Below are 25261 nucleotides of genomic sequence, written 5' to 3'. Positions count from 1 at the left end.
CGCCCCCGTCATGGGTCGGGGTGGGGAGGGTCAGTGCGCGACTGCCTTCTCGGAGCCGGCGCCGGTGAGGGAGCGGACCTCCATCTCGGCGTACTTCTCAGCGTTGTACTCCTTGGACAGCACGGTCCCGAGCCAGCCGCAGAAGAAGCCGAAGGGGATCGAGACCAGCCCGGGGTTCTCCAGCGGGAACCACGAGAAGTCGGTGCCGAGCCCGAACAGCGAGCCGCTGGTGTCGGGGGCGCCGTTGACGCCCGGGACGACCTTGCCGGACACGACCGGCGAGAAGGCCACGAGGACGACGCTGGAGACGAGGCCGCCGTAGATGGCGGACACGGCGCCTGCGGTGTTGAAGCGCTTCCAGAACAGGCTGTAGAGGATCGCGGGCAGGTTGCCCGACGCGGCGACAGCGAAGGCCAGCGCGACGAGGAACGCGACGTTGAGCTTCTGCGCGTAGATGCTCAGCACGATCGAGACAGCACCGATGGCGATGGCGGCGATGCGTGCGACGCGGACCTCCTGCCGCTCGTTGGCCGTGCCCCGCTTGATGACGCTGGCGTAGATGTCGTGGGCGAAGGAGCTGGACGACGCCAGGGTCAGGCCGGCGACGACCGCGAGGATCGTGGCGAAGGCGACCGCGGCGATGATGGCGAGCATCAGGGTGCCGCCGGTGTCGCCGAAGAAGTCCGCGCCGATGGCCTGCGCCAGCTGCGGTGCGGCGGTGTTGCCCGACGGCGACTGGGCGATGATGTCCGCCCGCCCGACCAGGGCCGCGGCACCGAAGCCCAGGGCGATCGTCATCAGGTAGAACGAGCCGATGATGCCGATCGCCCACAGGACGGACTTCCGGGCGGCCTTGGCGTCCGGCACCGTGTAGAAGCGCGTGAGGATGTGCGGCAGACCGGCGGTGCCGAGCACCAGCGCGATGCCGAGGCTGATGAGGTCGAGCTTGCCGGTCACGCCCTGCAGCACGGTGCCGTACTTCTGCCCCGGGTTGAGGAAGGCGTCGCCCTTGCCGCTGTTCTCCGCGGCCGCGCCCAGCAGAGCGCTCACGCTGCCGCCGAACTTGATCATCACGAGGATGGTGACGAGGGTCGTGCCGGTCATCAGCAGCACGGCCTTGATGATCTGCACCCAGGTGGTGCCCTTCATGCCACCCACGGTGACGTAGAAGATCATCAGCGCGCCCACCGCGACGATGGTGATGTTCTTCGCGGCGGGGCTGCTGACCCCGAGAAGCAGCGTGACGAGGGCACCCGCGCCGACCATCTGCGCGAGCAGGTAGAAGATCGAGACGGTGATCGTCGAGATGCCCGCGGCCACGCGCACGGGCCGCTGCTTCATGCGGAACGCGAGGACGTCGGCCATCGTGTACTTCCCGCTGTTGCGCAGCAGCTCCGCGACGAGCAGCAGCGCGACCAGCCAGGCGACGAGGAAGCCGATCGAGTAGAGGAAGCCGTCGTAGCCCGACAGCGCGATGATGCCGGCGATGCCGAGGAAGCTCGCGGCCGACATGTAGTCGCCACCGATGGCGACGCCGTTCTGCGGCCCGGTGAGCGAGCGCCCGCCGGAGTAGAAGTCGGCTGCCGTCTGGTTGTTGCGGCTCGCCTTGACAGTGATGACGAGGGTCAGCACGACGAAGGCCACGAACAGGCCGATCGTCAGGGCGCGCTGCCCGCCGTCGACGGCGGCCGCCGCCGCGACCGGGTTCACCGCTGCGCCCCGGCGACCGGCGTGCCGTCGGTGAGGTCGATGCGCGTGCCGCTCGGCTCGTCGGCCTCGAGGCGCTCGCGGATGCGGTCCGCCGTCGGGTCGAAGTGCTTGTCGGCGTACCGGGAGTAGACGAAGGCGATCGCGAAGGTCGAGACGAACTGCAGGAGCCCGAGGACGTAGGCCACGTTGATCTCGCCGAGGACCTTGTTGTCCATCAGGTCGCGGGCGTAGGCCGTCAGCAGCACGAAGCCGAGGTACCAGGCGAGGAACAGCACCGTCGCCGGGAAGACGAAGCGGCGCAGGGTCCGCTTCAGCCCCTGGAACTCGTCGGTGGCCTGGACCTCGGCGTAGGTGGACCCCCCTCCCGCGTAGGTGGCGGAGCGCTCGTGCGTGGTGCTCACCCGGATCTCCCTCTGCTCGGCGGCGTGATGGCGGTCACCGTAGGAACGAGGGGCGACCGCGTCACCGGGTTGTCGGCCGTGTTGCGCCGGTGGACCCGGGTCCTGCGCCGAGCGGTCGGGAGAGCGCGCCGAGCGGTCAGGCGTCGCGGGGCCGGTCGAGGCCGAGGGCCTCGGGCGCGTGGAGACGCAGCATGGTGCGACCGACGTCGCGGGGCACCTGCGCGCGGGTCGCGAGCGAGACGCCGACCATCACCGCGAAGGCGGTCGGCACCGTCCACGCCGCCGGCTGCGCGAGCAGCGCCGCCGGCCACCCGCGGTCGACCGCGCCGAAGAGGGTGAGCAGCACGGCGGCAGCCGCCAACCCGCCACCTGCGCAGAGGCCCGCCGCTGCTCCGGCCGCTGTCAGGCCCCGCCACCAGATCCCCAGCACCAGCAGCGGGCAGAACGACGACGCGGCCACGGCGAACGCCAGACCGACGACCTGGCCGACAGGGAGCCCGGACGCCGGGAGGGCGAGCGCGAGCGGCACCAGCCCGGCGATCACCGCCGCCTTGCGGAAGTCGCGCACCGTCCCGCGCAGCACGTCCTGCACCAGCACCCCGGCGGTCGACACGAGCAGCCCGTTCGAGGTGGACAGGAACGCCGCGAAGGCGCCCGCCACGAGCAGGGCCTCGAGCAGCTGGCCGCCTGTCCCGCCGAGCAGAGCGCCGGGCAGGGCCAGGACGACGGCGTCGGTGCGACCGGTGAGCAGCAGCTCGGGGACGTAGAGCCGGCCGAGGGCGCCGTAGAGAGCGGGCAGGAGGTAGAAGGCGCTGAGCAGCGCGAGGACGACCAGGGTGGTACGACGCGCAGCCGGTCCGTCGCGGTTCGTGTAGAAGCGGACCAGCACGTGGGGCAGGCCCATCGTGCCGAGGAAGGTCGCCAGCACCAGGGCGTAGGTCGAGTACAGCGGGTGCTCCGTCCCTCCCGCGCCCGACAGCGGGCTGGCCCAGTCCGCACCCGTCGCCGCCTCGAGCCGCGCGACGTGGGGGACCTCCGACCCGGCCGGGAAGACCAGCGTGCTGCCTTCGCGCAGGGTGCGCTCGCCCGGGACGAGGGTCGTCGTCGCGCCGTCGAGCACCACGACCACCGGTCGGGTGACCTCGATGACGACGCGGGCGTCGACCTCGACGGTGGTCCTCTCGCGAAAGACCGGCCCCGCAGGTGACGCCAGGTCCGGGGACCCGTCGGCGCGCCAGGCAAGGACGAGGAACAGCGCCGGCACGGCGAGCGCGGTGAGCTTGAGCCAGTACTGGAAGGCCTGCACGAAGGTCGCGCTGCGCATGCCGCCGCCCGCGACGTTGACGATGACGACTGTCGCGACGAGGACCGCGCCGACCCAGACGGGCGCACCGGTCGTCGCGCGGAGGGTGAGGCCGGCCCCCTGCAGCTGGGGCACGAGGTAGAGCCACCCGATGCCCACGACCAGCACGGTGCAGATGCCGCGGACCCGGCGGGAGCCGAGCCGCGCCTCGGCGAAGTCGGGCACCGTGTACGCCCCCGACCGGCGCAGCGGCGCAGCGACGACGAGCAGCAGGACGAGGTAGCCCGCGACGAAGCCCACGGGGTACCAGAGGGCGTCGGCGCCGTAGGCCATCACCAGGCCGGCGACCCCGAGGAACGACGCGGCGCTGAGGTACTCCCCGCCGATGGCGCTCGCGTTCCACAACGGTCCGACGCTGCGCGAGGCCACCAGGAAGTCGCTGGTGGTGCGGGCCATCCGCAGCCCGTAGACGCCGATGCCGACGGTCCCGACCACGACGAGGACGACCGCGACCACGTCGAGGCCGGCTGGGCTCACCGGCGCACCAGCTCGACGAACTCCCTCTCGTTGCGCTCGGCACCCCTGACGTAGGCCCAGCCGGCGGCGAGCAGGGCGGGGTGGACTGCCACGCCCAGCAGCAGCCAGGGCAAACGCAGACCGAGGACCGTCGCGTCGCGGGTCGCGGGCACGAGGGCGAACAGCAGGGGCAGCCCGGCGAGCAGCGCGAAGAACAGCCCGCCGACACGCAGCGCGAGAGCGAGCTGGGCGCGCACCAGGGAGCGCACCAGGAGCTCGCCGACCACGTCCTGCTCCGACAGGGCCCGCAGTGCGGGCGCGCCAGGTGGCCGACGCCCGGCATGCGTCCGCGGGCCGGTGACGGTGACGCGGCGCGCGTCACTCACCCGCGTTCGCCGCTCTGGGTGCGTGCCCGGCGGACGAGCCGGTCCTTGAGCTCGCGTGCGTGGCGCCGGCTGACGGGGATCGTCGTACCTCCGACCTGCACCGCGTTGCCGCCGCCCGGCTCCACGCGCAGCTCCGTGATGTGGCCCGCGGCGACCAGGTAGGAGCGGTGCACCCTGACGAAGCCCGCCCGGGCCCAGCGCTCCTCCAGCGTGGCGAGGGCGACCCGCACGAGGTGGTTGCCGGTGGCGGTGTGCAGCCGCGCGTAGTCCCCGGAGGCCTCGACGTAGAGCACGTCGTCGCGGGCGACGAACCGCGTCACGCCGCCCAGCTCGACCGCGATGGTCTCGTTGTCGGGGGGCGCGGCCGCCGCGCCGTCTGCGCGCAGCTCGATGAGGCGCCCCACGGCCTCGGCGAGCCGCTCCTGCCGCAGCGGCTTGAGGAGGTAGTCGACGGCACCGAGGGCGAAGGCGTCGAGCGCCTGGTCGTGCGCGGTCACGAAGACGACCTGTGGCGGGTCCGCGAACCGGCCGAGGACACGCGCGAGGTCGATGCCGGAGAGCCCGGGCATCCGGATGTCGAGGAAGACCGCGTCCACCTCCCCCTCGTCGATGGCCCGCAGGGCCGTCGTCGCGTCGGTGGCCGTGCGGACCGAGCCGACCCGCGGGTCGGCGCGCAGCAGGAACGCCAGCTCGTCGAGGGCGGGGGGCTCGTCGTCGACGGCGAGGACGGCCAGCTGCCGGGTCACGAGGCCCGCACCCCGGCGACGAACTTCGGCACGCGCAGCGACACCTTTGTGCCCGCCCCGGGCGCGGTCTCCACGACCAGCCCGTGGTCGTCGCCGAAGACCGCGCGCAGGCGTGCGTCGACGTTGGACAGCCCCTGCGACCTGCCGGCCGTGCCGGCCAGCGCCGCCCGGATCCGGTCGGGGTCGCTGCCTGCCCCGTCGTCCTCCACCGAGATGGTGCAGTCGGCCCCGGCGTCCTCGGCGAGGATCGCGATGGTCACCCGTCCCGTGCCGGCCTCCATGCCGTGCTTCACGGCGTTCTCGACCAGGGGCTGCAGGCACAGGTAGGGGACCGCGACCGGGAGCACCTCGGGGGCGACGCGCAGCACGACGTCGAGCCGATCGCCGAAGCGGGCCCGCTCCAGCCGGAGGTAGCGGTCGATGGAGCGCAGCTCCTCGGCGAGCGTCGTGTAGTCGCCATGGGTCCGGCTCGAGTAGCGGGTGAAGTCGGCGAAGTCGAGCAGCAGTGCGCGAGCGCGCTCCGGGTCGGTGCGGACGAACGACGCGATGGCGGTGAGCGCGTTGTAGACGAAGTGCGGGCTGATCTGCGCGCGCAGTGCGCTCATCTGCGCCTCGCCGAGCCGGCGGCGCGAGTCGTCGAGCTCGGCCAGCTCGAGCTGGCCCGAGACCCAGCGCGCCACCTCCTCGACGGTGCGGACCCGCCCCGGGGAGACCGAGGAGGAGTACGACCCAAGGGCACCGACCACGCGGTCGTCCACGACGAGCGGCGTCACCACGGCGGTCCGGACTGGGCAGTCCGGGACGGTGCAGGCCAGGTCGCGGCTGATCGTCGTACGCCCGTCGGCCATCGCCTCGTCAGCGGTGCTGGTGGGGACGTGGTGGTCGCCCGACCCCTCCCAGACCAGCAGCGACTCCAGGTCGTGGAGGGCGACGGCGGCGCCGCCGAGGAGGCGGTGCAGGTGGGGGGCGCTGCGGGCCGCGGCGTCGACGGTGAGGCCCTCGCGCAGGGGCCTGGCCAGCAACGAGGCCTCGTGGAGCGCATCGTGGGTCGCCTGCTCGGCCGGGCTCACGAAGACCGGACGTCCACGGCGGCGCAGCAGCGGGCCCATGTCGGCGAACCTACGCCGCGCGTCGAACCGTCCGGCCCCGGCGTCCGTAGGTGAGGGCGTGGCGACCACCCGACTCGAGGCGGCCCCCGACGCCGGCCTGCGCGCTCTCGTCGAGGAGCACGGCGGCGCGCTGCTCGCCTACGTCACCCGGCAGCTCGGTGACCGCGGCCGCGCCGAGGACGTCGTGCAGGAGGTGTTCGTCCGGGCCTGACGGCGGGCGGAGACCTTCGACCCGACCCGCGGCGAGCTGCGCGGGTGGATGTTCGTGATCGCCCGCAACCTCGTCACCGACCTGCACCGCGCCGACGCGGCCCGTCCGCGCACGGCCGGCGACGAGTGGCTGCTGGAGACCGCTCCCGCCGCCGACGAGCTGGAGGCAGCGCTGGGCGCGTGGACGATGACGGAGGCCCTGTCGCGGCTCACGCCGGCGCATCGCGAGGTGCTGACGCTGCTCTACTACCGCCGGCTGTCGGTCGCCGAGGCTGCCGTCGTCGTGGGTGTCCCGGCCGGCACCGTGAAGTCCCGCTCGACCTACGCCCTGCGCGCGCAACGGCTCGTCCTCGAGGAGATGGAGGTGGCGCCGTCATGACGCGCCGCGACACCCACGACCAGGTCGCCGACCTGCTCGGCCCGCTCGCCCTCGGCGTCCTCGACCCCGCCGAGCGCGCTCGCGCGGAGCGCCACGTCGCCAGCTGTGCCCGCTGCCAGGACGCGCTCGCCGAGCTCACTGAGACCGCCGGGCTGCTCGGCAGGCTGACCCCTGACGAGGTGGACAGCGGCGCGCTGCTGCCGAGCGCCGGCTTCGCCGATCGCGTCGTCACCGAGATCGCCGCGCGCCGCCGCGCCGCCGAGGCCCGGATGCGCCGGCTGCAGGTCGTGCTCGCCGGAGCGTCCGCACTGGCCGTCCTCGTCGGCGGCATCGCGACCGCCACCGGTCTTTCCCGCGAGGCCCCGCCCGCTGCCACCGTCGAGGCGCTGCGGGTGACCTCCGCACCGGGCGTGCAGGCCGAGGCCCGCGCGATCGCCCACACGTGGGGGGTCGAGATCGTCCTCACGGCGACCGGCTTCGAGAAGGGCACGACGTACGCCGTGGAGGTCCTCGACCGGCAGGGCGTCCGTAGCACCGCCGGCGCCTTCGTCGGCACCGGCGCGCGCACGATGGTGCCGGCTCAACTCCGCGGTGCTCCGCCCCGACGCGGTGTCGTTCCGCGTCCGGGACGCCGCCGGTGTCGAGCAGGTCACCGGCACCCTCGGGTGACCCCAGTGCCTGCCGACCCGAGATCAACAGCACATGTGCACGCGCTGTGCGCCGGGCGCGAGCGTGGGCGTCGAGCACAATGTGCTGTTGATCATCAGGTGACCTGCACGGGACTCGCCGGTGTGTCGCGTGCAGACCACCTGTCGATCACCTGATCTGGGGGTGGGGCGGTGGGGGTGGGCCTGGCGCCCGGGCGCGGCCGGGCGGCTAGCGTCGAGGGAGTGACCGATCCGCTCGCCCCTCTGCTCGCTCTCCCCGGTGTCGCCGAGGCGGTGGCGGAGGCGCGCGCCGCGGTCGACGGCCTGCTGTCGCACCGGGTCCTGCGCCGCCGGTCGGCCGAGGTCACCGCCGAGTCGGCGCTGCGCGGCGCCCGCGCGAGTGCGCAGCTCGAGGGCGCCGGCATCGAGCTCGAGCGGTTGCGCGGCCAGCTGCTCGCGGGCACTCCCGTCGACCGGGCCGACCACGACGAGCGGGCCGCGACGATCGTCACCGCCGCCGTCCGGTTGCACGCCGACCTCGGCAGCGTCGTCGCGTCCTGGCGCCACAGCCCCAAGCAGGCGCTCGCCCGGCTGCACGTCATCGCGGCGTCGGAGCTGGTCAGCGACCCTGACCTGCTGGGGCGCCCGCGCACGGACGCGACAGCGTCGTACGACGACCCGCTCCGGCTGGGACCGCCACCCGCTCCGCTGGAGGTCGCGGCGCGTCTCGACGGCCTGGCCAGGGTCGTCCTCAGCACCACCGCACCGGCCGTCGTCGTCGCCGCGGTCGTGCACGGCGAGCTGCTGGCGCTGCGCGCCTTCGGGAGCCTCGACGGGCTGGTCGCGAGGGCCGCGGCCCGGCTGGTGCTCATCGAGCGCGGCCTGGACCCGAAGGCGGTCAGCGCCCCCGAGGTGGGTCACGTCGAGCTGCACCACGCCTACCAGGACGCGGCGGTGGGCTACGTCGAGGGCGGCCCCGACGGCGTCGCCGCGTGGGTGGGCCACTGCGCGCAGGCGGTGGCGCTCGGGGCGCGCGAGGGCGTCGCGGTCTGCGAGGCGATCCAGCGCGGGACGGTCTAGCGCGCGGACCCGGGCATGACGGAACGGGGGCGTCCCGTGAGGGGCGCCCCCGTCGCCATGCAGTCGATTCGAGTGACCATGCGTGCTGTCCTGATCGTCGTACCGGGCCCGGTGGACGGTCCTCTCGGATGGCGGCGGGTGGGCCCGCTCGACGTGCCTCTCGCGGCTGGTCGCACGTGGGTGCTCGGAACTCCTGCACGGACCGCCGTCGGAGGGATCTTCGTCCGCCCGCTGGCGGTGGTCCGTGACTCAGTTGTACGCCCGGTCAGCGCCGTGCGCAAGACCCAATGTGACGACGGTCACAGACCTCGTCGGGACCGGCGCGCGGCCGCCCACGCGAGCCCGGCGACGCCGACGGCGACCACCGCGCCGGCTCCCAGGACGGGTGCCGGCGGGGCGCTCAGAGCGGGGATCCGGTCTCGCAGCCGCACTGGCCGGGCGAAGACGAGCACCGGCCAGTCGCGCTCCGTGGCGAGCTTGCGCAGCGCCTTGTCCGGGTTGACCGCGAAGGGGTGACCGACGGCCGCGAGCATCGGCACGTCGGTCGCGGAGTCGCTGTAGGAGTAGCACTCGGCGAGGTCGTAGCCCGCGGTCTGGGCGAGGTCGCGGATCGCCACGGCCTTGCCCTCGCCGTAGCAGTAGAAGGCGATGTCGCCGGTGTACTTCCCGTCCTCGACGACCATCCGGGTCGCGATGACCCGGTCGACCCCGAGCATCTCGCCGATGGGGCCGACGACCTCCTCGCCGCTCGAGCTGACCAGCACGACGTCGCGGCCGGCGGCGCGGTGCTCCTCGAACAGCGCCACCGCCTCGTCGTAGACCATCGGCTCGATGAGCTCGTGCAGGGTCTCGGCGACGATGTCGTGCACCTGCTGGACGTCCCACCCCGCGCACAGCGCCTTGAGGTAGTCGCGCATCTTGTCCATCGAGTCCTCGTCGGCGCCCTGCAGCAGGTAGACGAACTGCGCGAAGGAGCTCTTGAGGACGGCCCGGCGGTTGACGAGCCCGCCCTTGTAGAAGTGCCTGCCGAACGCCAGCGTCGAGCTCTTGGCGATGACGGTCTTGTCCAGGTCGAAGAACGCGGCGGCACGGGTCACACCCCGCAACCTACGGGGGAAGGGTCCTGTGGCGGTGAGGGCCACGTTTGGGGCCTTGCGTCGCGGGGAGAACGTCGTCAGGGCGGATGTCGCTAGCACGTGTCGTCCCCCTTCCGGATCGGGCCCTGCTCACCCCCCCCGGAGCAGGGCTCCAGCGTGACGACCCCCCGCCACCCCCCCCGGCGGGGGGTCGTCCGCTGTCCGGCTGGCTTCTCCACAGATCCGTGGGACCCCCTAGCGGCCGGCAGGTGCTGCGCCCAGGGTCATGGGCGGCCGCGGACGCGCGCGGCCCGGACCCTCGGAGGCCCCCGTGCCCGCTCCACTGCCCGCCCGTCCGCTGGTGGTGACCGGCGACCCGGTGCTGCTCGACGACGTCCTGCGGCTGGCGGCTGCCGCGGGGACCGTCCCCGAGGTGGTCGCCGACGCAGGAGCGGCGCGCCGTTCCTGGCCGACCGCCCCGGTCGTCCTCGTCGGCGCCGACCAGGTCGCGGCGGCTCTGCGCGCCCAGCTGCCGCGCCGCGCCGGTGTCGTGCTGCTGGGTGCCGACCTCGACGATGGCGGCGTCTGGCAGCGCGCGGTCGGCCTCGGTGCCGAGCACGTGTGGTTCCTGCCCGACCACGAGGCCGAGGTGACCACCGCGCTGGCGGACGCGCGCGACGGTGCGGCCGACCTTGCGCCGCTGCTCGCCGTCGTCGGGGGCAGGGGAGGGGCCGGGGCGACGACCCTCGCCGTCGGGTTGGCCCTCGCAGGCGTACGCCGGGGGCAGCGGGCGCTGCTCGTCGACGGTGACCCGCTGGGAGGTGGCGTCGACCTCGTGCTCGGTGGCGAGTCCGACCCGGGGCCGCGCTGGCCCGAGCTGTCGGGCACCCAGGGTCGGCTGTCGGCGCCCGCGCTGGCCGCCGCGGTGCCGGTCATGTCGGGCGCGGGCGTGCTGTCGTGGGACCGCGGTCATGCCCACTCCGTGCCGCCCGAGGCGATGGAAGCGGTGCTCGGGGCTGCGCGCCGCGGCCACGACCTAGTGGTGGTGGACCTCCCCCGTCGACCGGACGCCGCCGGTCGCGTCGCCCTGGCCGCGGCGACCACGACGCTGCTGGTCGTCCCGGCCGAGGTGCGGGCGGCCGCCGCGGCCTCGAGGGTCGCCTCATCGGTCGGACTGCTCTGCCGCGACCTGCGCGTCGTCGTGCGCGGACCGTCACCACTCGGCCTCGGTGGTGGCGAGATCGCCCGTGCGCTGGGGCTCCCCCTCGCCGGGGAGATGCGTGCGGAGCGCCACCTTGACGCGCAGCTCGATCGTGGCGACCCGCCGGGACGCCGGGCCGGCGGACCGCTCGCGGGGCTGTGCGACCGGCTCGTGGAGGAGTGCTGTCGCGAGCGCTCGGTGCCCGGACGCCTCGCGGCGTGAGCGGCCTCGACCCCGAGCTGCTCGACCGGGTGCGCCGTCGCGTGGCCTCGTCGGGTGGCCCGCCGACGCCGGCTGTCGTGTCGGCGGCGTTGCAGAGCGAGGGCGGCGCCTTGCGGGGTGACGGCGACCTGCTCGCGGTGCTGCGGGCGTTGCAGTCGGAGATCGTCGGGACCGGCCCGCTCGAGTCCTTGCTCGCCGACCCTGCCGTCACCGACGTGCTCGTCAACGGCCCGCGCGAGGTCTGGGTCGACCGGGGCGGCGGGCTCGAGCGGGTCGACGTGCGCTTCCCGGACGAGGCCTCGGTGCGGCGGCTCGCCGCGCGGCTCGCCGCGCCGACCGGCCGCCGTCTCGACGACGCCCAGCCGTGGGTCGACGCGCGGTTGCCCGGCGGTGTGCGGCTGCACGCGGTGCTGCCGCCGCTCTCGCCGAGCGGCACCCTGCTGTCGCTGCGCGTGGCGCGCAGCACCGTGCTCAGCGTCGAGGAGCTGGTCGCGACGGCGACCGTCCCCCCGGACGGGGCGCTGCTGCTGCGGTCGCTGGTCGCGTCGCGGGCGGCGTTCCTCGTCACGGGCGGCACCGGCACCGGCAAGACGACGCTGCTCACCGCCCTGCTGTCGCTCGCCGACCCCCGCGAGCGCCTGCTGCTCGTCGAGGACGTGGGCGAGCTCGCTCCCGCCCATCCCCACGTGGTCCGGCTCGAGGCACGACCGCCCAACGTCGAGGGCGCCGGTGAGGTGGCGCTGCGCGACCTCGTCCGCCAGGCCCTGCGGATGCGGCCGGACCGGCTCGTCGTCGGTGAGGTCCGGGGCGCGGAGGTCGTCGACCTGCTCGCCGCCCTCAACACCGGGCACGAGGGCGGCTGCGGCACCCTCCACGCCAACTCCAGCACCGACGTCCCCGCTCGCCTCGAGGCCCTCGCGGCAGTGGCCGGGCTCGGCCGCGACGCCCTGCACAGCCAGCTCGCCTCGGGGCTGCGGGTCGTCGTGCACCTGGCCCGGGTGGGGGGTCGCCGACGTGTGGCGGAGGTCGCGCTGCTCGTCCGCACCGACCGGCTCGTGGCGGCCGTTCCTGCCTGGACCTGGGACGGCCGGTCCGCGGGCGGTGGCGCCGGACCTGCCGCTGCGGGGCTGGCCGACCTGCTCGGCGCCCCGTGACGGCGGTCGCCCTCGCGGCCGTCCTCGCCGCCCTGTCGGCAGGGCTGTCGGTGAGCGGTGGCCTCGCGGGTGCGCAGGGGCGCGGGGTGCTCACGCCGGGCGCCGCAGTGCCGCGGCGCGCGCCCGAGTGGGTGCGGCACCCCGCTGTCCTCGCCGGCACCGTGGCCGCGGGCGGCCTGCTGCTTGGCGGCCCGGTGGCCGCGCTGCTCGCCCCCGTGGCCGCCCTCGTCGTGCGCAGCGCGCGGCGCGAGCGGACGCGTGCGGTCAGGACCGCTCGCGAGCAGCGGCGTGCGGTCGAGGCCGTGCAGGCGCTCGGCTCCGAGCTGCGGGCCGGCCGGACCCCGGGTGATGCCTTGGGTGTCGCGGCCGAGCAGGCGACCGGTCCGGTCGGGACCGCGTTGCGGCGGGCGTCGCAGGCGGCGTCGCTCGGCGGTGACGTGCCCGCGGCGTTGATGTCGACGGACGGCTGCGCGCTGCTCGGCTCGCTCGCCGTGTGCTGGCGGGTCTGCTCCGGCACGGGCAGCGGTCTGGCTGCCGCCGTCGAGCGGATCGCGGAGGGGCTCGTCGCCGACGCCGACCGCCGGCGCGCGTTGGAGTCCGAGCTCGCGGGTCCGAGGGCCACCGCCGGGCTGCTCGCGGTCCTCCCCGTCGCGGGGGTCGGCCTCGCCGCAGGGCTCGGCGGTGACCCGTTGCAGGTCCTGCTGCACACCCCGGTCGGCGCGGTCTGCCTCGTCGCCGGGGTGGTCCTCGACCTACTCGGCCTGCTGTGGACCCGTGCTCTCGTACGGCGGGCGCTGGCGGCATGACGGCGCTCGCCGCCGTGCTGGCGGGAGTCGCGCTGCTCCTCCTGCTGCGTCCCGGCACCCGGCCGGTGGACCGGCTGGGCCGCGTGGCGGCCCGACCCGTCACCGCCGGTCCCCCCGACCCCGGGCCACCTCTTCCCGATGCGGCCCGCTCCGCCGCTGCGTGCGCCCTCGCCGCAGCGGCCCTGGTGCTGCTGCTCGGCGGAGCCGTCGGTCTCGTCCTCGGCGCGGCTACGGCGCTGCTCGGACCCCGAGCGCTTCGTCGGCTCGAGCCTGCCGCGGTGTGTGAGGAGCGCCGTCGTCTCGAGGCTGACCTCCCGCTCGCGCTCGATCTGCTCGCGGCCTGTCTCGCCGGAGGTGCCACGCTGGCCGGCGCGTCGACCGCGGTGGGTGCCGCCGTCGGCGGACCGATCGGCCAGCGGCTGGCAAGGGTGTCGGGTGCGCTCGCCGTCGGCGGCCCTGCCGAGGAGGCTTGGGCCGGTCTGGCCGTCGACCCCGACGACCCGCTCGCGCCGGTGGCGAGAGCGCTCTCGCGCAGCGCCCGCAGCGGTGCGCCGGTGGCGGTGGCTGTCGTACGGGTCGCCGACGAGGCGCGCGCCGCCGCCCGGGGCCGAGGCGAGAAGGCGGCCCGCCGGGCGGGCGTGCTCGCCGTCGGACCGCTGGCCGTCTGCTTCCTCCCGGCGTTCGTCCTCGTCGGTGTCGTGCCCGTGGTCGTGGGGCTGGTGGCTCCGTTGCTTGCCTCGCTGTGACCGGCAGGGGCCTGGGCGGGCCGTCCACAGCCGGCAGGTCCCTCCACAGATCTGTCCAGGCCCCTGTCGGAGGCTCGACCGGAGGGCCAGCGTGGTCGCTGTCGGACAACCGTCTGGCTCCCGTGCGCCGGCCGCCCTCCGCGGCGTCGACGCCCAGCAAGGAGGTCCTCCCATGCGCCGTCTCGCCGAGACCCGCTCCGCCCTCGCCGCCGCCCCGCTGGCGGTCGTCACTCGCGTGCAGTCCCGCGTCCTCGCGGGCTCAGACCGCGAGGCCGGCATGACCACGGCGGAGTACGCCGTGGGCACCGTCGCCGCGTGCGGCTTCAGCGGTGTCCTCTACAAGGTCATCACCAGTGACCAGGTGCTCGACATCGTGAAGGGGGTGATCGGGCGGGCGCTCCGGCTGTCGTTCTGACCCGACTGCCCGGGTGGCGGTGCGCCCCCCGCACCGCCGCCCGGGCCCGGCCCGGGGAGGGCAGATGGCTCCACGCACCACCCGCGACCGTGGCTCCACCACGGCCGAGACGGCCGTCGCGCTGCCGGCCCTTGTCGTCGTACTCCTGCTCGGTGTCTGGGTCCTGGCCTGCGTCGCCGCCCAACTGCGCTGCGTCGACGCCGCCCGTGTAGCGGCGCGGGAGCTCGCCCGGGGCGAGTCGATCAGCGCGGCGACCGCCGCGGCCCGGCCCGTCGCGCCCGGTGGGGCCGAGGTCCGGGTGCGACGCGACGGCGACAGCGTCGAGGTCCTCGTCAGCGCCAAGGTCCGTCCGCTCGGTCGGCTCCTCGGCCTGGTGCCCGCGACCCCGGTGGGCGCCCGCGCGCTCGCCCTCGTCGAGCAGCCCCCGTGACGCGCGGCGACCGCGGCTCGGGCACGGTCCTCGTGCTGTGCCTGGCGATGGTCCTGACTGGGACCACCGTCGTCCTGGCGGGCCTCGGTGCGGCGGCCGTCGCCCGACACCGGGCCGCCTCCGCCGCCGATCTCGCCGCGCTGGCCGCAGCCGACCGGGTGCTCGACGGGGAGACCGCGGCCTGCGCGGCGGCACGCCGGGCCGGCGACGCGGTGGGCGCCCGGGTCCGCGCCTGCCGGCTCGACGGCGACCGGGTGACGGTCGTCGTCGAGGTCCGACCCGCCGGCGCGCTCGCCGGACTGGGGTCAGCGGCCGCGACGGCGCGCGCCGGCCCGGGGGAACGCGTCGGGTCCCCGACGCGTCTGGTCCCGTGACAGGTCGCGCTGAAGCCGCAGCGCCAATCTGCCGACACAGCACGGGACGAGTCCGGGCACACCGGGCGCGCCGGAAGGAGGAGGGCAGCGACCGGGGACCCCGGGCGTAACCTCGGAAGCCCTTCCTCGTTGGCCTCGACGAGCCTGACGTCCGGTTCCCGACCGGGTGTCCGGATCGGGTCGGACCGGGACGAGACGGTCAGCCCCTAGGGCCGTTGCACAGGACAGGAACCGCGCACCACCGCACCGCACGACCAGAACCACCGAGAAGCAGGAGCCATGCAGCCGTCGTTCGTCACCCCGCCGGTACCGCCCGCCGCGCGGTCCTTCGGCGCCCTGCTCGGTGACGCGCTGCGCCGCCCCGGCGGTCGCCGGGCAGTCTCGGTGCTCTCGCTCGTGCTCTTCCTCGCCGGCGCGGGCATGTTCGCCTACCCCGTCGGCACGGACCTCTACAGCCGCTACAAGCAGGGCCAGCTGTCCGGCGCGTTCGACGACCCGCAGGTCCGCGAGGCCTACCGGCTGCGCAAGATCGGCGTCGGGGAGGGTCTGACCCGTCTGCGCATCAAGAAACTCGGCGTCGACGTCCTCGTCGTCGAGGGCACCACCCCCGCTGCGCTGCGCGCCGGCGCCGGTCACTACCCAGACTCCCCGCTCCCCGGGGAGGTCGGCAACGTCGCGATCGCCGGCCACCGCACCACCTTCGGGCGGCCGTTCAACCGGATGGACGAGCTCGGCCCCGGCGACGTCCTCGAGCTCGAGACACCGTTCTCGGTCTTCACCTACAAGGCGGTCAAGGACTTCGGCGGCCACAGCAACCCGTGGGTCGTGAAGCCGACAGACTTCTCCGTCGTCGCGCAGGAAGGTGTGAAGAAGGGCTTGACCCTGACCACCTGCCATCCGAAGGGAAGTGCGAAGCAGCGTCTCGTCATGCGCTTCGAGCTGGTGGGGGAGAAGGCCGTGGAGCGCAAGGGGGACAGCACATGACCAGGCGTATGACGCTGCTGAGGCTCGCGCTCGTCGGGCCGCTGTCGGGGGCCGCACTGCTCGTGGCGGCCGCCCCGGCCTCCGCCGCCATCGTCACCCCGGGCGCGGGCACGACCTACACCTCCGACACGACCGTCGCCATCGAGGCGACCGTCCCGCAGAGCAGCACCCAGTCGACGCTCGTCCTCAAGGGCCCGGACGGGAGCAGCCGCACCCTCGGCACCTCCGGCGACCGCGACAGCCTGGGTCGCTACCCCGCTCAGACCCTTCGCGGGAGCCTCGACACCGATTGCGCGACCGCCGACTGCTCGCCCGGTCAGGTGAAGCCCGCCCGCAACGGCACCTGGACCGTGCAGCTGTCCGGTGCGCAGAGCGACAGCCAGGCGTTCGTGCTGAAGGTGGCACCGAAGGCGCCGACCTCGGTCCGGGCGCAGACGACGGCCTTCCGTGAGATCACCGTGAGCTGGACCCGCGGCGACGAGCCCGACCTCACCGGGTTCACGCTCTACGACGACAGTGGCGCCGTCGTCCGCGACGGCATCGGCATGGGGGCCTGCTCCGGCACCTCCTGCTCCACGACGCTGACCTACGGCGACGACGACACCGGTGAGCGTTCCTTCCGGCTGCGGGCGCACCGGTCGACCAGCCCCGGGTCCTCCGACGTCGTCGACAGCGCCCAGTCCGACAGCGCCTCGGCCACGCTGGAGGCCAAGCCCCAGCCGACCCCGGAGCCCACGCCCAGCGGTGGTTCGGCCGGCGACCCGGGGACGACCGGCGGCGACCCCGACACCTCGACCGGTGGCGACCCCGACACCACGGGCGGCTCGAGCGGCGGCACCACGGCCGGCTCGAGCGGCGGCGCCAGTGGCAGCGGCTCCTCGGGCGGCAGCACCAGCGAGTCGGGCGGCTCGACGTCGGGCTCCACCACCGGCAGCTCGCCCAAGCCGCAGGCGATCGGCACCGGTAGCACCAGCGACGACCGGGCCCTTGAGCAGCGCCGAGCGTTCGCGCTCACGTTCCGCGCCTTCGCCCCGAAGCTGGGCATCCCGAAGCTGGGTCCCCTGCCCAAGGTCCAGTCCCCGGTCGTCGGTGAGGCCGAACTCGAGGACGGCACGTTCAAGGGCACCCTCGGCTACGACGACCAGGAGGTCGAGGAGGAGGTCTCCATCCTCGGCTCGCAGCGCATCGGCGGTGCCGTGACCGGCGCTCTCGACTCCGAGCAGCTCATGCGCTTCGTCGCGGCGGCTCTGGTCATGGTCCTCACCGCCGCGCACCTGCGCCGCTGGCTCGGCGCGACCGCCTCCGACGAGGCCTGACGCAGCTCGGTCCGGCCCCACCCGCTGAGGTTCACGTCAGCCGCAACGTCAGCCGCAACGTCGGCCGGCGGCGAACCGTGCCGGCCGACGGGCTCAGCGGCCGGTGAGGCGGTGCCGGCCGCGCTCGGAGTCACTGGCGGGCAGGTCGACGTCCTCACGGACCGCGCCGGCGTCGGCGGACGTCCCCGCCGGATAGGCGGCAGCGTCGCGCTCGCGCTGCTCGAGCTCGGCCTGCAGGCGGGCGTTCTCCTCCGCGAGGCTCTCGCGCTCGCCCCGCACGGCCCGGACCTCCTGCTTCGCCGAGCGGCGGCGCGCGCGGGAGCGCGCCAGACCGCCCAGCAGCAGGCCGAAGCCCACGACGGCGAGAGCGCCCGTGCAGGCGCCGAGCACGAAAAGCTCACCGGCGCTGACGCCGTCGAGCCCTGTCCCGAACGCCTCGACGTCGACGGGGGTGGTGCTGCTGGTGACGATGCCGGCGAGCAGCACCGCGGCGAGGACGAGCAGGAGCGCTCCGAGCACGACCATGAGGACCTCCGGGGGTGAGTGGCTGACCCACCCCTACCCCGCGGTCGGCTCCCGCAGTCCGCTGCCGAGCACCACGTCGAGCAGTCGCACCGCTGCGGCCTTGTCGAGCGGCTCGTTGCCGTTGCCGCACTTGGGCGACTGCACGCACGACGGGCAGCCGGTCTCGCACTCGCAGGAGGCGATCGCCTCGCGGGTCGCGAGCAGCCAGTCGGTGGCCCGGGCGAAGCCGCGCTCGGAGAAGCCGGCGCCGCCGGGGTGTCCGTCGTACACGAAGACCGTGGCCAGGCCAGTGTCCTCGTGCAGCGCCGTCGACACGCCGCCGATGTCCCAGCGGTCGCAGGTCGCGAACAGCGGGAGCAGGCCGATGGCGGCGTGCTCGGCGGCGTGGGCGGCACCGGGCACCGCCTCCCACCCGAGGTCGGCGGTCTCGAGCAGGGCGGCGTCGACGGTGTACCAGACCGCACGGGTGCGCAGTTCGCGCGCCGGCAGGTCCAGCGGCTCCTCGCCGAGGACCTCGCCGGAGCCGACCCGCTTGCGCAGGAACGACACGACCTGGTGGGTGACGTCGACGGTGCCGAACGACAGCCGCACCCCGTCGAGCTGCCGCGACCGGAGCTCCTCGACCACGCGGATGTCGGTGATGTCGCGCGCCGAGGTCGACCAGTCGGGGTCGTCGCGACGCACCAGCGCGACCGACTCGTCGAGGTCGAGCCGCTCGACGACCCACGTCTCGCCCTGGTGCAGGTAGACCGCGCCGGTGTGGGCCTGGGAGTGCGACGAGGAACTGTCGACGGTGCCGAGCAGCCGGCCGGTGGCGCTCTCGACGAGCCGCACCGGGGGCCCGCCGGTGCCGCGGATGTCGGCCTCGGGGCGCTCCCGCGAGGTCCAGAACCAGCCGTTGGCCCGCGACCGCAAGACCCCGCGGCGGACCAGGTCGGCGAGCAGCAGCCGGACCTCGTCGGGCTCGCCGAACAGCGGCAGGTCGGCCTCGGTCAGCGGCAGCTCCGACGCGGCGCAGCACAGATGTGGCCCGAGGACGTAGGGGTTGGACGGGTCGAGCACGGTCGCCTCGACCGGCTGGCCGAACAGCGCCTGCGGGTGGTGGACGAGGTAGGTGTCGAGCGGGTCGTCGCGCGCGACGAGCACCGCGAGCGCCCCCTGCCCGGCCCGCCCGGCGCGCCCGGCCTGCTGCCACACCGACGCGCGCGTCCCCGGCCAGCCGGTGATGAGCACCGCGTCGAGCCCAGACACGTCGACGCCGAGCTCGAGGGCGTTGGTCGCCGCGACCCCGAGCAGCTCGCCGGACTGCAGCCGGCGCTCGAGCTCGCGACGCTCCTCGGGCAGGTAGCCCGCGCGGTAGGCCGCGACCCGGTCGCCCAGCTCGGGCGCGGCCTCCTCGAGGGCCCGCTTTGCGCCGAGGGCCACCGACTCCGCACCGCGCCGCGACCGCACGAACGCGAGGGTGCGGGCGCCCTCGACGACGAGGTCGGCGAGCAGGTCGCCGGTCTCGGCGTGGGCAGAGCGGCGGACCGGCGCGCCGTTCTCGCCACCCCCGTAGTCCGGCATCAGCGGCGGCTCCCACAGCGCGAACTCGGTGCGCCCGCGCGGCGACGCGTCGATCGAGACGGGGTGCACGGGCAGCCCGGTGAGCAGCCCGGCGGAGGTCTCCGGGTCGCTCGCGGTGGCGGAGGCCAGCACGAAGACCGGGTCGCTGCCGTACTTCGCGCAGACCCGCCGCAGCCGCCGCAGCACCTGCGCGACGTGGGAGCCGAAGACACCGCGGTAGGTGTGGCACTCGTCGACCACGACGAAGCGAAGACCCCGCAGGTACGACGCGAAGTCGCTGTGCCGGGGCAGCACCCCACGGTGGACCATGTCCGGGTTGGTGAGGACGAGGCGGCCGTGCCGGCGCACCCACTCGCGCTCGTCGCGCGGGGTGTCGCCGTCGTAGGTCGCGGCCCGGACCGCGGCGAGGTTGAGGGCCCGCACCGCCCGCAGCTGGTCGGTCGCGAGGGCCTTCGTCGGCGACAGGTAGAGGGCGGTGGCCCGGTCGTCGAGCAGCATCGACGACAGCACGGGCAGCAGGTAGGCCAGCGACTTGCCGCTCGCGGTGCCGGTCGAGACGACGACCGACGAGCCGCCCCAGGCCAGGTCGGCGGCCACGGCCTGGTGCTCCCACGGCGAGGGCACGCCGGCGAGGGCGAGCCGGTCGCGCAGCAGCTGCGGCACCCACTCCGGCCACGGCGCGCGGCGTCCTTCGCGGGCGGGGACGTGCTCGACGTGGGTGACCTTGTCGCGCTGGGCGGGGTCCAGCAGCAGCCGCTGCAGCAGGGTCTCGGGCGTGCGGGTCATGGGCTGCCCATCCTCGCAGGGCGCCCGCGTCTCAGCTGACCCGGAACTCCTCCAGGCGTACGACGACACCACCGGCGACCTCGAGGCGGAAGGCGGTGATCGGGACGGGTGGGTCCTCGCGCACGCGACGGAGGAACTGCGCCAGGTCCGCCACCCCGAGGGTGCGTGGGGGGTCGCCGGCCGGCCGCTCGAGCAGCACCGCGCCGGGCGCGAGCTCCACCGTGCGTTCCACCGGGTTGACGTTGCGGAAGCAGACCCGGTCGGCCTGGCGGCCGGTCGGCGCCGAGCTGGTCCGACCCAGGGCCAGGCAGGGGCCCTCGAGGTAGTCGACCTTGTCGTAGACGACGGCGTCGGCACCGCGCGCCGTCGTGACGACGCGCCGGAGGTAGCCGTAGGTCGTGCCGTCCGGGGTGCCTGCCGGGTCGGCGGTGCTCGCCCGGGTCGTCGCGGGTGTCGGGTCGGCGAGCCCGGTGGGGGACGGGCCCGCCGCCGCCCGGCCCGGGCTGTCGGTGTTGCACCCCGACAGGGCGACCGAGCAGAGGGCGGCAGCCGTCGCGGCACCGGCGGCGAGCCGCCACGTCGTGGCTCTCATCGGCCGGCCACCAGCAGCTCGGTCATCCGCACGACCACTGGCCGCTCTCCCTCGTCGCGCAGCACGATCCGCCACGTGGTCCGGGTCAGCGGCCGGTCGGGGCGGGTCGAGGACAGCAGCACCGCGAGCGCCTCCCGGCTGACCTCCTGCGGCCGGCCGTCCGGGCCGGCGACGACGACGAGCGCGTCGTCGGTGATGCGGACGGTCCGCTCGAGCGCGTTGCTGTTGGAGAAGCACGCCTCGTCGGCGGCGTCGAAGGACGGAGCGGCCGGCGCCGACGTCGCGACCAGCGCACGGCATGCGGTCTCGTCGTACTCGACCTTGTCGTAGGTCAGCAGGCCCTCGGCGCTGACGGGCCGGACGTAGGCGTAGTCGACCCGCTCGCCGGCCGCGGTCGGCAGTGCCGTGAGGCCCGTGTCGTAGCGCAGCGCGCCGGTGCTCGGTGCGGTCGCGACCGGACCCTCGGTCGGGCCGAGCACGTCGCCGTCGCCGTTGCCGAGCAGGGCCACGGCCAGAGCGACGCCGGCCAGCGGGACGAGCGCTCCGGTGGTCTGCAGCACTCGGGTGGTGCGGCGCCGCTGCGCGCCACGGGTGAGGACGCGGTCGAGGTCGAGCTCCGCCGCTGGCTCGCCGGCGGCCAGGAAGAGGGTGTCGCGCAGGTCAGCCACGGGAGCGCTCCTGGACGGGGATGGGTTCGGGGTCGTCGGTCGGGTCGAGCAGGTCGGCGTGGGCTCTCAAGGAGGCGATGGCCTGGGAGGTGAGGGACTTGACCGTCCCGGTGGCGCGCCCCATCGCCTCGGCGGTCTGCTCGACGGACAGGTCGCTGTAGTAGCGGTAGACCAGGGCCGTGCGCTGGCGCAGCGGCAGGGCGGCGACGGCGCGGCGGACCGCGAGCGCGCAGAAGTCGGCCAGCTCCCCCCGGGCCTGCTCGTCCACCGCATCCCCACGTCTCTCGGACCCGCTTCAGACTTGCGCACGGCAGGCAGACGCACGACGAGGCGCGCGAGTTCAGTGTGACGAGCGGCACTGTCTCTGGGGTTAGATGCGGGTGCTCCGGGGTAGGTGACCGCTCGGTCCCGGGGTGGGGCCCTGAGAACGCGGCCCGACACGGGCGGTGGGCCAGACCGACTGCTTGGAGGAACTGCTGTGGACCTGTCCCTGTCGACCCGCACGGAGGGTGACCGCACGGTCGTCGTCGTCGGGGGCGAGATCGACGTCTACACGGCCCCGAAGCTGCGCGAGCAGCTCATCGACCTGGTGAGCAGCGGGCAGTACCACCTCGTCGTGGACATGGAGGGCGTGGAGTTCCTCGACTCCACCGGGCTCGGCGTCCTCGTCGGTGGCCTCAAGCGGGTCCGTGCCCACGAGGGGTCGCTCCGCCTGGTCTGCACCCAGGAGCGCATCCTCAAGATCTTCCGCATCACCGGCCTGACCAAGGTCTTCCCCATCCACACCTCGGTCGCCGAGGCCGTCGCGGCCGACGGCGCCGGCTCGGACTGACCGGGTGGCTCTCGTCGAGCTGCTCTTCCCCCCGTCGCCTGAGCACGTCCGGACCGCGCGACTGGTCGTCGCCGCGGCAGCCCGCCGGGCCGGCCTCGTCGACGAGCTCGTCGACGAGCTGCGCCTCGCGCTGGGCGAGGCCTGCGGGCGCGCAGTGCTGCTGCACGCCCGGCACGCTCCGGACGTGCGGGTCGAGGTCACGGTCCGAGACGACCCGGCGGGGCTGACCGTCGCGGTCCGCGACCGAGGACCGGCTGCGGGTCCCGTGGCCACCGCAGCTGCCGGGCTGCTCGAGGACGCCTTCGACGACGCCTCCGAGGACGGGGGTGGCCTGGCCGACCCCGACGTCGCGCTGGCCGTCGTGCAGGGCCTGGTCGACGACGTGTCGATCGAGCCCGACCCGCAGGGCACGACCGTGACCATGAGGTGGCCGCTCCCGGTGCGCCTGTCCGGCGTGCCGTCTACCGCGGCGGTGCAGGCCTGACGCGATAGGGACCGGGAGCTCCACCCGCGTGCCGGTGTGACGAACGACTCACTGGTCTGGCTATCCTTCCGCCGCGCACGCGAGAACGTGTTGCAGCCGATCCGGGCGACGGCGCCCGGACGCGACCAGGAGGACGCATGTCTCCGCTACACCTCGCCGCGGGCGAGGGCCTCGCATCCGTGGCCGACGACGACCGCACGCTGATCGTCCTGATCCTGCTGACCTCGCTGGTGGCGCTCGCCTTCGCGGGCGTCTTCGCCCGTGAGGTGCTCGCCGCAGGCCAGGGCACCCCCAAGATGATCGAGATCTCCAAGGCGGTCCAGGAGGGCGCCGCGGCGTACCTCTCGCGGCAGTTCCGGACGCTGTCGGTTTTCGCGGTCATCGTCTTCGCCCTGCTGTTCCTGCTGCCGGCCGACACGACCAGTGCCAGGGTCGGCAGGTCCTTCTTCTTCCTCGTCGGCGCCTTCTTCTCGGCGCTGGTCGGCTTCATCGGCATGACGCTCGCGACCCGCACCAACCTGCGGGTGGCCAACGCCGCCAACACCGAGGGCACCAAGCGGGCGCTGCGCATCGCCTTCCGCGCCGGCGGTGTCGTCGGAATGTTCACCGTCGGCCTCGGCCTGCTCGGCGCCTCCGTCGTGCTGCTCGGCTACGACGAGCAGGCCCCGATCGTGCTCGAGGGCTTCGCCTTCGGTGGCGCCCTGCTCGCGATGTTCATGCGCGTCGGCGGAGGCATCTTCACCAAGGCCGCCGATGTGGGCGCCGACCTTGTCGGCAAGGTCGAGCAGGGCATCCCCGAGGATGACCCCCGCAACGCCGCGACGATCGCCGACAACGTCGGTGACAACGTCGGTGACTGCGCCGGCATGGCGGCCGACCTCTTCGAGTCCTACGCCGTGACGCTGGTCGCCGCGCTCATCCTCGGCCAGGCCGCCTTCGGCGCGAAGGGCCTGGTCTTCCCGCTCATCGTCCCGGCCATCGGCGTCGTCACCGCGCTGGTCGGCATCTACGCCACGAGCCCGCGCGACGGAGACCGCAACGGCATGAACGCGATCAACAGGGGCTTCTTCCTGTCCGCGGTCGTTTCGGCGGTCCTCGTCGGGTTCGCGGCCTTCGCCTACCTGCCCGACACCTACGCCGACCTGCTCGGCGGTGACGAGGATGTCCTCGCCCTCGACGGCGACCCGCGGGCCTTCGCGCTCGGCGCCGTGATCATCGGCATCGTGCTCGCCGCGGCGATCCAGGTCCTCACCGGCTACTTCACCGAGACCAACCGCAAGCCGGTCAAGGAGATCGGCAAGTCCTCGCTGACCGGCCCGGCCACCGTCGTGCTCGCCGGCATCAGCGTCGGCCTTGAGTCCGCGGTCTACTCCGCGATGCTGATCGGCGGCGCCGTGTACACCGCCTTCCTGCTCGGCGGCGGCTCCACGGTGCTCGCGCTGTTCGCGGTCGCGCTGGCCGGCACCGGCCTGCTCACCACGGTCGGCGTCATCGTCGCCATGGACACCTTCGGGCCGATCAGCGACAACGCCCAGGGCATCGCGGAGATGTCGGGCGAGGTCGACGCCAAGGGCGCGGCGATCCTCACCGAGCTCGACGCGGTCGGCAACACCACGAAGGCGATCACCAAGGGCATCGCGATCGCGACGGCCGTGCTGGCCGCGACCGCGCTGTTCGGGTCGTTCCGCGAGGCCGTCGTCGACGAGCTGCCGGCCGGCACGGTCTTCTCGCTGTCGATCGAGAAGCCCAACCTGCTGTTCGGCCTCATCATCGGGGCAAGCGTCGTCTTCCTGTTCTCCGGCCTCGCCATCAGCGCGGTCTCGCGGGCCGCGGGCCGGGTCGTGTTCGAGGTCCGCGAGCAGTTCCGCACCAAGCCCGGGATCATGGACTACACCGAGAAGCCGGACTACGGCCGCGTGGTGGACATCTGCACCCGCGACTCGCTGCGCGAGCTGGCGACGCCGGGCCTGCTCGCGGTGCTCGCCCCGATCTCGGTGGGCTTCCTGCTCGGCTACGCGCCGCTCGGGGCCTTCCTCGCCGGCTCGATCGCGGCCGGTGTGCTCATGGCGGTCTTCCTCGCCAACGCCGGTGGCGCGTGGGACAACGCGAAGAAGCTGGTCGAGGAGGGTGCGCACGGCGGCAAGGGCTCGCCGTCGCACGAGGCCACGATCATCGGCGACACCGTCGGTGACCCCTTCAAGGACACCGCGGGGCCTGCGCTCAACCCGCTGCTGAAGGTCATGAACCTCGTGGCCCTGCTCATCGCGCCGAGCGTCGTGAAGTACGGCGTGAACGGCCCGGACGAGAGCACGGCCGTCCGGCTCGTCGTCGGCCTGCTGGCCGCCGCGGGCATCGTGGCTGCCGTCGTCGTGAGCAACCGCCGCGGCGTCGCCGGGGCGAGCGAGATCGTGGAGAAGGCCAGCACGACCGTGTGATCCCGCGCACGTCCGCGCCCGGGCCCGTCCTGCACGTCAGGGCGGGCCCGGCCCGCGTTGTGACCCCCGCGACAGAGTGGTCAATCGAAAATCGGACACGCGGTCCGAAACGCCTCGCGCAGAGCCGGACGGGCCAGTCTGTGACGTGTCGGGCGCGAGACA

Annotated in this window: 25 protein-coding genes and 2 pseudogenes; 15 read left to right on the top strand and 12 right to left on the bottom strand. The window is 74.3% G+C overall.

Translation table 11 applies throughout. The features are described from left to right. Positions 1-30: 30 nt before the first annotated feature. The 6 genes from Q8R60_04320 to Q8R60_04295 all read right to left on the bottom strand — a co-directional run bounded on the left by Q8R60_04320 (position 31) and on the right by Q8R60_04295 (position 6171). A complete protein-coding gene (locus tag Q8R60_04320; protein ID MDP3711694.1) occupies positions 31-1710 on the bottom strand; it encodes a cation acetate symporter in 1680 nt (559 codons plus the stop codon). Then, the gene (locus Q8R60_04315) at positions 1707-2111 is read right to left on the bottom strand and encodes a DUF485 domain-containing protein (GenBank protein ID MDP3711693.1); all 405 of its coding nucleotides are present in this window, start codon (positions 2109-2111) and stop codon (positions 1707-1709) included. The genes Q8R60_04320 and Q8R60_04315 overlap by 4 nt, the downstream gene beginning before the upstream one ends. Before the next feature lie 136 nt (positions 2112-2247). Further along, on the bottom strand, positions 2248-3951 hold the full coding sequence (locus Q8R60_04310; protein ID MDP3711692.1) for a cation acetate symporter: 1704 nt from the start codon (positions 3949-3951) through the stop codon (positions 2248-2250). Continuing rightward, a complete protein-coding gene (locus tag Q8R60_04305) occupies positions 3948-4316 on the bottom strand; it encodes a hypothetical protein (protein MDP3711691.1) in 369 nt (122 codons plus the stop codon). The genes Q8R60_04310 and Q8R60_04305 overlap by 4 nt, the downstream gene beginning before the upstream one ends. Then, positions 4313-5062, bottom strand: a complete 750-nt coding sequence (locus tag Q8R60_04300) for a LytTR family DNA-binding domain-containing protein (protein MDP3711690.1) — start codon at positions 5060-5062, stop codon at positions 4313-4315. Before Q8R60_04300 ends, Q8R60_04305 begins: the two co-directional genes overlap by 4 nt. Further along, positions 5059-6171, bottom strand: coding sequence for a histidine kinase (locus Q8R60_04295; GenBank protein MDP3711689.1), 1113 nt, complete (start codon positions 6169-6171; stop codon positions 5059-5061). Before Q8R60_04295 ends, Q8R60_04300 begins: the two co-directional genes overlap by 4 nt. Between Q8R60_04295 and Q8R60_04290 the strand changes: the two are divergent. The 3 genes and pseudogenes from Q8R60_04290 to Q8R60_04280 all read left to right on the top strand — a co-directional run bounded on the left by Q8R60_04290 (position 6170) and on the right by Q8R60_04280 (position 8487). Next, a pseudogene (locus tag Q8R60_04290) lies at positions 6170-6760 on the top strand (sigma-70 family RNA polymerase sigma factor). The gene Q8R60_04295 and the pseudogene Q8R60_04290 sit on opposite strands and share 2 nt — an antisense overlap. Then, on the top strand, positions 6757-7584 hold the full coding sequence (locus Q8R60_04285) for a zf-HC2 domain-containing protein (GenBank protein ID MDP3711688.1): 828 nt from the start codon (positions 6757-6759) through the stop codon (positions 7582-7584). The pseudogene Q8R60_04290 and the gene Q8R60_04285 overlap by 4 nt, the downstream one beginning before the upstream one ends. 66 nt (positions 7585-7650) lie before the next feature. Next, entirely contained in the window at positions 7651-8487 is an 837-nt protein-coding gene (locus Q8R60_04280) for an oxidoreductase (GenBank protein MDP3711687.1), read from the top strand. A gap of 398 nt (positions 8488-8885) precedes the next feature. Here Q8R60_04280 and Q8R60_04275 read toward each other — a convergent pair. After that, positions 8886-9629, bottom strand: a pseudogene (locus Q8R60_04275) (HAD family hydrolase). Between the two features lie 265 nt (positions 9630-9894). Between Q8R60_04275 and Q8R60_04270 the strand changes: the two are divergent. The 9 genes from Q8R60_04270 (at position 9895) to Q8R60_04230 (ending at position 17211) form a co-directional block, all read left to right on the top strand. Then, a complete protein-coding gene (locus Q8R60_04270; protein ID MDP3711686.1) occupies positions 9895-10986 on the top strand; it encodes a hypothetical protein in 1092 nt (363 codons plus the stop codon). Next, on the top strand, positions 10983-12140 hold the full coding sequence (locus tag Q8R60_04265; protein MDP3711685.1) for a TadA family conjugal transfer-associated ATPase: 1158 nt from the start codon (positions 10983-10985) through the stop codon (positions 12138-12140). The genes Q8R60_04270 and Q8R60_04265 overlap by 4 nt, the downstream gene beginning before the upstream one ends. Beyond that, entirely contained in the window at positions 12137-12946 is an 810-nt protein-coding gene (locus Q8R60_04260; GenBank protein ID MDP3711684.1) for a type II secretion system F family protein, read from the top strand. The genes Q8R60_04265 and Q8R60_04260 overlap by 4 nt, the downstream gene beginning before the upstream one ends. Then, complete coding sequence (locus tag Q8R60_04255; protein ID MDP3711683.1) at positions 12943-13692, top strand: type II secretion system F family protein; 750 nt, start codon at positions 12943-12945, stop codon at positions 13690-13692. The genes Q8R60_04260 and Q8R60_04255 overlap by 4 nt, the downstream gene beginning before the upstream one ends. Positions 13693-13864: 172 nt before the next feature. Further along, positions 13865-14107 carry a DUF4244 domain-containing protein gene (locus tag Q8R60_04250; protein ID MDP3711682.1) on the top strand — a complete coding sequence of 81 codons (243 nt, stop codon included), beginning with the start codon at positions 13865-13867 and terminating at the stop codon, positions 14105-14107. A 64-nt stretch (positions 14108-14171) separates the two neighbouring features. Next, entirely contained in the window at positions 14172-14537 is a 366-nt protein-coding gene (locus Q8R60_04245) for a TadE family type IV pilus minor pilin (protein ID MDP3711681.1), read from the top strand. Further along, complete coding sequence (locus Q8R60_04240; protein MDP3711680.1) at positions 14534-14911, top strand: pilus assembly protein TadG-related protein; 378 nt, start codon at positions 14534-14536, stop codon at positions 14909-14911. Before Q8R60_04245 ends, Q8R60_04240 begins: the two co-directional genes overlap by 4 nt. Before the next feature lie 279 nt (positions 14912-15190). Next, positions 15191-15895 (top strand): sortase, encoded by a 705-nt coding sequence (locus tag Q8R60_04235; protein ID MDP3711679.1) that lies wholly within the window; start codon positions 15191-15193, stop codon positions 15893-15895. Then, complete coding sequence (locus Q8R60_04230) at positions 15892-17211, top strand: hypothetical protein (protein MDP3711678.1); 1320 nt, start codon at positions 15892-15894, stop codon at positions 17209-17211. Before Q8R60_04235 ends, Q8R60_04230 begins: the two co-directional genes overlap by 4 nt. 93 nt (positions 17212-17304) lie before the next feature. On the opposite strand, the gene Q8R60_04225 is transcribed toward Q8R60_04230, so the two are convergent. The 5 genes from Q8R60_04225 to Q8R60_04205 are packed head-to-tail and all read right to left on the bottom strand — an operon-like array spanning position 17305 to position 21616. Beyond that, positions 17305-17736: a hypothetical protein gene (locus tag Q8R60_04225; GenBank protein ID MDP3711677.1), complete on the bottom strand. Its 432-nt coding sequence runs from the start codon at positions 17734-17736 to the stop codon at positions 17305-17307. A gap of 33 nt (positions 17737-17769) precedes the next feature. Then, entirely contained in the window at positions 17770-20088 is a 2319-nt protein-coding gene (locus Q8R60_04220; GenBank protein ID MDP3711676.1) for a DEAD/DEAH box helicase, read from the bottom strand. Positions 20089-20119: 31 nt separating this feature from the next. Beyond that, the gene (locus Q8R60_04215) at positions 20120-20680 is read right to left on the bottom strand and encodes a hypothetical protein (protein ID MDP3711675.1); all 561 of its coding nucleotides are present in this window, start codon (positions 20678-20680) and stop codon (positions 20120-20122) included. Beyond that, positions 20677-21348, bottom strand: coding sequence for a hypothetical protein (locus Q8R60_04210; protein MDP3711674.1), 672 nt, complete (start codon positions 21346-21348; stop codon positions 20677-20679). The genes Q8R60_04215 and Q8R60_04210 overlap by 4 nt, the downstream gene beginning before the upstream one ends. Further along, positions 21341-21616: a sigma factor-like helix-turn-helix DNA-binding protein gene (locus Q8R60_04205; GenBank protein ID MDP3711673.1), complete on the bottom strand. Its 276-nt coding sequence runs from the start codon at positions 21614-21616 to the stop codon at positions 21341-21343. The genes Q8R60_04210 and Q8R60_04205 overlap by 8 nt, the downstream gene beginning before the upstream one ends. A gap of 210 nt (positions 21617-21826) precedes the next feature. Between Q8R60_04205 and Q8R60_04200 the strand changes: the two genes are divergently transcribed. The 3 genes from Q8R60_04200 (at position 21827) to Q8R60_04190 (ending at position 25099) form a co-directional block, all read left to right on the top strand. Then, on the top strand, positions 21827-22180 hold the full coding sequence (locus Q8R60_04200) for an STAS domain-containing protein (GenBank protein MDP3711672.1): 354 nt from the start codon (positions 21827-21829) through the stop codon (positions 22178-22180). 4 nt (positions 22181-22184) lie between these two features. Continuing rightward, a complete protein-coding gene (locus tag Q8R60_04195) occupies positions 22185-22664 on the top strand; it encodes an ATP-binding protein (GenBank protein ID MDP3711671.1) in 480 nt (159 codons plus the stop codon). 137 nt (positions 22665-22801) lie between these two features. Beyond that, positions 22802-25099 carry a sodium-translocating pyrophosphatase gene (locus Q8R60_04190; protein MDP3711670.1) on the top strand — a complete coding sequence of 766 codons (2298 nt, stop codon included), beginning with the start codon at positions 22802-22804 and terminating at the stop codon, positions 25097-25099. Positions 25100-25261 lie beyond the last annotated feature (162 nt).

It is taken from the genome of Mycobacteriales bacterium (assembly GCA_030697205.1).
Taxonomy (GTDB): Bacteria; Actinomycetota; Actinomycetes; order Mycobacteriales; family SCTD01; genus JAUYQP01.
Note: the sequence above shows the minus strand (reverse complement) of the source record. Positions and strands in the feature narration are given on the sequence as shown.

Coding starts and splice junctions, on each gene's coding strand:
- Q8R60_04235 (MDP3711679.1), top strand. CDS start 15,191: ATGCAGCCGTCGTTCGTCACCCCGCCGGTACCGCCCGCCGCGCGGTCC.
- Q8R60_04245 (MDP3711681.1), top strand. CDS start 14,172: ATGGCTCCACGCACCACCCGCGACCGTGGCTCCACCACGGCCGAGACG.
- Q8R60_04250 (MDP3711682.1), top strand. CDS start 13,865: ATGCGCCGTCTCGCCGAGACCCGCTCCGCCCTCGCCGCCGCCCCGCTG.
- Q8R60_04225 (MDP3711677.1), bottom strand. CDS start 17,736: ATGGTCGTGCTCGGAGCGCTCCTGCTCGTCCTCGCCGCGGTGCTGCTC.
- Q8R60_04215 (MDP3711675.1), bottom strand. CDS start 20,680: ATGAGAGCCACGACGTGGCGGCTCGCCGCCGGTGCCGCGACGGCTGCC.
- Q8R60_04190 (MDP3711670.1), top strand. CDS start 22,802: ATGTCTCCGCTACACCTCGCCGCGGGCGAGGGCCTCGCATCCGTGGCC.
- Q8R60_04255 (MDP3711683.1), top strand. CDS start 12,943: ATGACGGCGCTCGCCGCCGTGCTGGCGGGAGTCGCGCTGCTCCTCCTG.
- Q8R60_04295 (MDP3711689.1), bottom strand. CDS start 6,171: ATGGGCCCGCTGCTGCGCCGCCGTGGACGTCCGGTCTTCGTGAGCCCG.
- Q8R60_04220 (MDP3711676.1), bottom strand. CDS start 20,088: ATGACCCGCACGCCCGAGACCCTGCTGCAGCGGCTGCTGCTGGACCCC.
- Q8R60_04230 (MDP3711678.1), top strand. CDS start 15,892: ATGACCAGGCGTATGACGCTGCTGAGGCTCGCGCTCGTCGGGCCGCTG.
- Q8R60_04285 (MDP3711688.1), top strand. CDS start 6,757: ATGACGCGCCGCGACACCCACGACCAGGTCGCCGACCTGCTCGGCCCG.